Consider the following 7,509-nt stretch of genomic DNA (forward strand, 5'->3'; position numbering starts at 1 on the left):
CCTCCGGCACCCACACCCGCACCGCCCGCACCACCGAAAGGCTCCACCGTGCGTGACCTCCACCAGACCGACAGCGTGACCGCCTCGCGCTCCGACGCCCGCGCCCAAGCCGGTGCGACGTCCGACTGGATGCCGTACCTCCCCGCGTCGACCTCGCCGTTCACCCCTGACGGCGTGGACCCTGCCGAGCTGGTGTGGGCCGAGACCGTCGCCCCGGGCGGCTACACGCACCGGGTGCTCGCCCGCGGGACCCGGTTCCGGTTCGACGACCCGACCGGCGACGCGTGCGCGAACGTCCTCGTGTTCAACGCCCTCGAGCCGTGGGAGCGGTTGAACGTCGCGGACACGCAGAAGATCCCGTGGCAGGCGTACCTCGGGCAGGGCTCGCCGCTCCTCAGCGGCGACGGACGCGTCCTCGCGAGCATCGTCGAGGACACCTCCGGCCACCACGACGCATTCTGCGGGACCTCGACCGACGCCTGGAACGAGCGGAAGTACGGCGACGCCGCGCCGGAGGGCCCGAGCCCGAGCGGGCGCTCCCTGTTCGCGAAGGCCGCGGCCAAGCACGGCCTGTCGAAGCGGGACCTCCCGCCGAGCGTCTCGTTCTTCCAGGGCGTCCACGTCGAGCCCGACGGCACCCTGACGCCGACGGGCAGCGCCGGGCCGGACCGCCACGTGACCCTCGTCGCCGAGCTCCCGCTGCTCGTCCTCGTCGCGAACGTGCCGCACCCGCTCGATCCGCGTCCCGACTACACGGTCGGTCCGCTCCGGGTGCACGCCTGGCGCGGTGCGCCGACGGCGCACACCGACCCGCGGGCCACCGCGACGCCGGAACTGCACCGCGCCCACCTCAACTCGATCGACTACGCGGAAGCGCGAGGCCTGTGATGACCACGACCCTGACCACGTCCGTCCCGGTGGGTGCCGTCCACGCGCCGGACGTCCCGCTCGACCGGAGCGAGTCCCGCGTGCCCGGTGCGGTCGTCCGGGACGACGACGTCGCACCGCTCGCCCCGTGGTCCGCCGTCGTCCGTGCCGGCGAGGTCCTCACGATCGTCGACGTCGGCGGCAACCAGAGCGCCGACTGCCTGGTCTACGACGCACACGACCCGGACGAGCGCTACAGCGTGCCCGACACGCTCGCCGCCCAGGGCAACGCGTACGTCCGGACGGGCACGGTGCTGATGTCGAACGAGGGCCGTCCGCTCATGACCGTGGTCGCGAACGAGATCGACCGGCAGGACACCATCGGCGGCGCGTGCTCGAAGGAATCGAACACGCTCCGGTACGGGCACCACACGCAGTACCAGCACGGCTGCCGCGAGAACTTCCTCGCCGAGGCCGCACGCCACGGGCTCGGTGCCCGCGACCTCGTGTCGAACCTCAACTGGTTCATGAACGTGCCGGTCGAGGAGGACGGCGCACTCGGCATCGTCGACGGCATGAGCGCCCCCGGCAAGCGAGTCGCGGTGCGGGCCGAGCGGGACGTGCTCGTGATCGTGTCCAACTGCCCGCAGATGAACAACCCCTGCAACGACTTCTCCTGCACGCCGCTGCGCATGATCGTGGTCCAGCCGTGACCGCCGCGCCCGACCCCACCGGGACCGACACCGTGACTCCTCCGCTCTCCACCGACACCGTCCTCGTCGCCAACCGCGGCGAGATCGCCCGCCGGGTCATCCGCTCCGCGAAGGCGCTCGGCATGCGCACCGTCGCCGTCTACTCGGACGCCGACCGTGCCGCCCCGCACGTCCGCGAGGCCGACACGGCCGTCCGGCTCGGTCCCGCACCGGCGCGCGAGTCCTACCTGCAGATCGACGCCGTCGTCCAGGCCGCGCTCGACACGGGTGCGGGCCTCGTCCACCCCGGCTACGGCTTCCTCTCCGAGAACACCGAGTTCGCCGCGGCGTGCGAGGCCGCGGGCATCCGGTTCGTCGGTCCGACCGCGGAACAGATCGTCCAGTTCGGCGCGAAGCACACCGCCCGGGAGCTCGCGGCCGCCGCCGGCGTGCCGATGCTCGCCGGCACCGGCCTCCTCGCGAGCGTCGAGGACGCGGTCGCGCAGGCCGAGCGCATCGGGCTGCCGGTCATGCTCAAGGCCACCGGGGGCGGCGGCGGCATCGGCATGCAGGCGTGCGCGACGCTCGACGAGGTCCGGGAGGCCTACGCGAGCGTCGAGCGCACCGCCTCGGCCGCCTTCGGCTCCGCCGGGATCTTCCTCGAGCGACTCGTCCGACCGGCCCGCCACGTCGAGGTCCAGCTCTTCGGTGACGGCGAGGGGCGCGTCGCCGTGATCGGCGACCGCGACTGCTCCCTCCAGCGCCGGAACCAGAAGGTGATCGAGGAGGCTCCGGCCCCGGCACTCCCCCGATCCGTCCGGGAGGCACTGCACGCGTCCGCCCGTCGGCTCGCCGAGAGCGTCGGGTACCGCAGCGCCGGGACCGTCGAGTTCGTCTACGACCCGGTGCGCGAGGAGGCCTCGTTCCTCGAGGTCAACACGCGCCTGCAGGTCGAGCACCCCGTCACCGAGCAGGTCTTCGGTGTCGACCTGGTCGAGCTCATGCTCCGGCTCGCGCGTGACGGCGCCGACGGGATCGCCGACGACGTCTTCACCCGCGAGTGGACGCCGGACGGGCACGCCGTCGAGGCCCGGCTCTACGCCGAGGACCCCGCCAAGGGCTCACTGCCGTCGAGCGGACTCGTCACCCAGGCCGTGTTCCCCGAGGCGAGCGGCCTGCGCGTCGACGGCTGGGTCGAGACCGGCTCCGAGGTGTCCGCGTTCTACGACCCGATGCTCGCGAAGGTGATCGCCACGGGTGAGACCCGCGACGACGCGCTCGACCGCCTCCGCGAGGGCCTCGCGGGCACCCGGGTCGACGGCATCGTCACGAACGCCGGGCTCCTCCGTGCGCTCACCGACGACCTCGAGCTCCGGACCGCCACGCACAGCACCTCCACCCTCGACGAGACCGAGGACCCGGACCCGCGCATCGACGTCGTCGTGCCCGGCACGATGACCACGGTGCAGGACCTCCCCGGTCGTACCGGGTACTGGCAGGTCGGTGTCCCGCCGAGCGGCCCGTTCGACGGCGCGTCCTTCGCCGAGGCGAACCGTGCGGTCGGCAACCCGGACGGCGCCCCCGCGCTCGAGGTCACCGCGTCCGGTCCGACGCTTCGGTTCTCCGCGGGGGCCGTCGTCGCCGTGACGGGCGCCCCGGTGCCGGTGACGCTCGACGGTGTCACCGTGCCGATGTGGGAGCCGGTCGAGGTCGCTGCGGGCCAGACCCTCGCGGTCGGCACGGCCACCGGCCCCGGGCTCCGGGCGTACCTCGCGGTGCGGGGCGGCTTCGACGTCCCGACGTACCTCGGCTCGACCGCCACGTTCACCCTCGGCGGGTTCGGCGGTCACGCGGGCCGCGCGCTCCTGGCCGGCGACGTCCTGCGGCCCGGCTCCCCGGACGCAGACGCACCGCACCCGGCGTTCCCCGCGGGTGCCCGGCTCGGGCTCGTCGGCGGCCCGACCCCGGCCGACCGCCGGACCGCCCTGACCGACACGTGGGAGGTCGCCGTGACGGAGGGGCCGCACGGCGCGCCCGACTTCTTCACGCGCGACGACCTCGACGTGTTCTACGCCACGGACTACGTCGTCCACCACAACTCCGCACGCACCGGCGTCCGCCTGATCGGCCCACGTCCTGGTTGGGCGCGGACCGACGGCGGCGAGGCGGGTCTGCACCCGTCGAACATCCACGACACCCCGTACGCCGTGGGCGCGATCGACTTCACCGGGGACACCCCGATCATCCTGGGCCCGGACGGTCCGTCCCTCGGCGGCTTCGTCTGCCCCGCGGTGGTCGCGAGCGGTGACCTCTGGAAGCTGGGCCAGCTGCGCCCGGGCGACACCGTCCGGTTCGTCCCCGTCCGCGAGGCCGACGCCGCCGCGCTCGACGCGCACCGTGCCTCCCGGTCGGTGCCGCGCACCGGTGGCGACGGCGACGACGGGGTCCTGGCGCGCCTGGACGCGACCGACGCGCGTCCGAGCGTCGCCTACCGACGTGACGGCGACGACAACGTCCTCGTCGAGTACGGCGACATGACGCTCGACATCGCGCTGCGGATGCGGGTGCACGCGCTCATGACGAAGCTGCAGGAGGAGGCACCGGCGGGCATCGTCGACGTCACACCGGGCATCAGGTCGTTGCAGGTGCACACCGACACGAGCGTCCTGAAGGCGAGCACGATGGCCGGGCTCCTGCGGGAGCTCGAGGACGAGATCCCGCCCACCGACCAGCTCGTCGTCCCCTCGCGGACCGTCAAGCTGCCGCTCTCGTGGGACGACCCGGCGACCCGGCTCGCGATCGAGCGGTACATGGCCGGTGTCCGGAACGACGCACCGTGGACCCCGTGGAACATCGAGTTCATCCGACGGATCAACGGGCTCGACAGCGTGGACGACGTGTTCCGCACCGTGTTCGACGCGAGCTACCTCGTGCTCGGGCTCGGCGACGTGTACCTCGGCGCACCCGTCGCGACCCCGCTCGACCCGCGGCACCGCCTGGTCACGACGAAGTACAACCCCGCCCGGACGTGGACGGCCGAGAACTCGGTCGGCATCGGCGGCGCGTACCTCTGCATCTACGGCATGGAGGGGCCCGGCGGCTACCAGTTCGTCGGCCGCACCGTGCAGATCTGGAACCGGTTCCGTCGCGGCGGGTTGTTCCAGGAGGACCCGTGGGCGCTGCGGTTCTTCGACCGGATCGAGTGGTACCCGGTCGGGGCGGAGGAGCTGCTCGAGCTCCGGGCCGAGACCGACGCCGGGCGTGGGCACTTCGAGACCGTCGACGGCGAGTTCTCGATCGCGTCGTACAACCGGTTCCTCGCGGAGAACGCCGGCTCGATCGCGGACTTCCGCGCGCAGCAGGCCCGCGCGTTCGACGAGGAGAAGGAGCGGTGGCGCGCATCGGGCGAGTTCGACGTGCGGGACGAGCCCGCCGTCGTGCTGCCGGACGAGGTGACGCTGCCCGCCGGGGCGACCGCGGTCACCGCGCCGTTCACCTCGACGGTGTGGCAGGTGGACGTCCGACCGGGCGACCGTGTGGAGGAGGGCCAGAAGCTGCTGGCCGTGGAGGCGATGAAGATGGAGTCGATGGTGCACGCACCGGTGGAGGGACACGTGTTGGAGGTCTACATCAAGCCAGGGGACCAGGTGGCACCGGGACAGGTCCTCGCCGCGATCGGAGCGGCGGCGTGAGCGGCGGCAGCGTGAGCGGCGGCAGCGGGACCGGCGGTCACGCTGCCGACGCCGTCGCTCGCGTGCACGACGTCTTCGACCGCATCGTGGCCGTCGACCGGCCCGAGGTCTGGATCACCCTGCGCGACCGGGCCGACGTCGTCGCCGAGGCGTCGGCCGTCGAACCGTCCCTGCCCCTCGCCGGGCTGCTCTTCGCCGTCAAGGACAACATCGACGTCGCCGGGCTCCCGACCACCGCGGCCTCCCGGTCGTACGCGTACACGCCGACCGAGGACGCCACCGCGGTCGCCCGGCTCCGGGCAGCGGGCGCGGTCGTGGTCGGGAAGACCAACCTCGACCAGTTCGCCACGGGTCTCGTCGGCACCCGGTCGCCGTTCGGCGCGGTCCGGAACGCCTGGGACCCGACCCGGATCTCGGGTGGCTCGTCGAGCGGCTCCGCCACCGCCGTCGCCCTCGGGACGGTCGACTTCGCGCTCGGCACCGACACCGCCGGCTCCGGTCGGGTGCCCGCGGCGCTGAACCACCTCGTCGGGGTGAAGCCCACGAAGGGCCTCGTGCCGAACACCGGCGTCGTGCCGGCCTGCCGGTCGCAGGACTGCGTGACCGTGTTCGCGCGGTCGCTCGGCACCGCGCGCACCGTCGCCGAGCTGATGGCCGGACCGGACGGGGTGGACCCACTGTCGCGTGCCGACCAGGGGGTGACCGGTCCGGTCCTGCCGAGTGTCCCCCGCATCGCGGTCCCGCTGCCGTCGCAGCTCGAAGGGCTGGCTCCCGGCTGGGCCGAGGCCTTCGGTCGGGCCGTCGGGCGGTTCCGCGCACTCGGCCACGAGGTCGTCGAGGTCGACATCGCGCCGTTGCTCGACGCTGCCAGGCTGCTCTACGAGGGTGCGTTCGTCGCCGAGCGGTACGCCGCGGTCGGCGCCCACATCGAGGCGAACCGCGACCAGGTCGGCGACGACCTCGACCCGACCGTCGCCGGGATCGTCCTCGGCGGAGCCGCCCCGACGGCGGCGGAGCTCTTCGCCGACCAGGAACGGCTCGACGCCCTCGGCGCCGCAGGCCGGGCGGCCCTCGACGGCGCGACCGCGCTCCTCACCCCGACGACGACCTGGCACCCGACGCTCGCCGAGGTCGCCGCCGACCCGATCGGCGCGAACAGCCGGATGGGCCGGTATACGAACTTCGCGAACCTCCTCGACATGGCGTCCCTCGCGGTGCCGGCCGGCTTCGTCGACGGACTGCCGTTCGGCGTGATGCTCACCGGGCCGGCGTTCTCGGACCGTGTGCTCGCCGCCCTCGCATCGGCGTTCGCGGAACCGACCGTCGACCTGCTCGTGGTCGGTGCGCACCTCCGGGACGAGCCGCTCAACGGGCAGCTCGTCGCCGCCGGCGGGACCTTCGTCCGCGACGCCCGGACGGCCGACGACTACCGCCTGTACGCGCTCGACACCGTGCCGCCGAAGCCCGGCCTCGTCCGGGTGCCGAACGCCGACCCGGTCAGCACCGCCGGGATCGCGGGCGAGGTCTGGCGCCTGCCCGCCGCGGGCTTCGCCACCTTCGTCGCCGCCCTGCCCGCTCCGATGACGATCGGCACCGTCACGCTCGCCGACGGCACCGACGTCACGGGCTTCACGGTCGAGCCCTACGCCGTCGAGGGTGCTGAGGACATCACACACCACGGCGGCTGGCGCGCGTACCGGTCGCAGACGGTCGGAGCACCGGCGTGACGGCCGGCTGCGAGGATGGGTCCGTGCCCGCCGACGACCGTCCCACGCGCCCCGGACGCCCGCGTGCGGTGCCGGATGCCGCCCCGACCCTGAGCCCGCGCGACCAGGTCCTCGACGCGGCCGCCGCCCTGTTCGTCGAGCACGGCTTCGGCGCCACCTCCACCCGGGCGATCGCAGACCGGGTGGGGATCCGGCAGGCCTCGCTGTACTACCACTTCGCCGGGAAGGACGACGTGCTCGTCGCACTGCTGGAGACCTCGGTCCGCCCGAGCCTCGAGGTCGCGCGCGGCCTCGACGAACGCGTTCCCGGGTCCGTCCCGGCAGCGGTCGCGCTCGCCGCCCTCGTCGAGTTCGACGTCGGCACGCTCACGGCCACCCCGCACAACGTCGGCACGCTGTACCTGCTGCCGGAGGTGCAGGGCGAGCGCTTCGCCGGGTTCCGCGCCGACCGGCAGGCCCTGCAGCACGTCTACGGACGCCTCGGCTCGCTCGCCGCGTCACCCGAGGTCGCCGCCACGGTCGCCCCGGCGC

General features: G+C 73.7%; 5 protein-coding genes. All 5 read left to right on the plus strand.

What is annotated here, in order from left to right:
* Positions 1 to 48 precede the first annotated feature (48 nt).
* Positions 49 to 888, plus strand: coding sequence for an urea amidolyase associated protein UAAP1 (locus tag NS184_RS13510; RefSeq protein ID WP_083513701.1), 840 nt, complete (start codon positions 49 to 51; stop codon positions 886 to 888).
* Entirely contained in the window at positions 888 to 1,580 is a 693-nt protein-coding gene (locus NS184_RS13515; protein WP_058726635.1) for an urea amidolyase associated protein UAAP2, read from the plus strand. The genes NS184_RS13510 and NS184_RS13515 overlap by 1 nt, the downstream gene beginning before the upstream one ends.
* Entirely contained in the window at positions 1,577 to 5,251 is a 3,675-nt protein-coding gene (gene uca / locus NS184_RS13520) for an urea carboxylase (protein WP_206556289.1), read from the plus strand. Before NS184_RS13515 ends, uca begins: the two co-directional genes overlap by 4 nt.
* Positions 5,248 to 6,978, plus strand: a complete 1,731-nt coding sequence (gene atzF, locus NS184_RS13525; protein WP_242863059.1) for an allophanate hydrolase — start codon at positions 5,248 to 5,250, stop codon at positions 6,976 to 6,978. The genes uca and atzF overlap by 4 nt, the downstream gene beginning before the upstream one ends.
* Before the next feature lie 23 nt (positions 6,979 to 7,001).
* Positions 7,002 to 7,509, plus strand: a 508-nt coding sequence (locus NS184_RS13530) for a TetR/AcrR family transcriptional regulator (protein ID WP_242863060.1), incomplete at its 3' end; no start/stop codon positions are given.

The organism is Curtobacterium luteum, from assembly GCF_001475545.1.
GTDB lineage: Bacteria > Actinomycetota > Actinomycetes > Actinomycetales > Microbacteriaceae > Curtobacterium > Curtobacterium luteum_A.

Bases quoted from the DNA above. Each gene is read 5' to 3' on its own strand.
- NS184_RS13515 (WP_058726635.1), top strand. From the start codon at position 888: ATGACCACGACCCTGACCACGTCCGTCCCGGTGGGTGCCGTCCACGCG.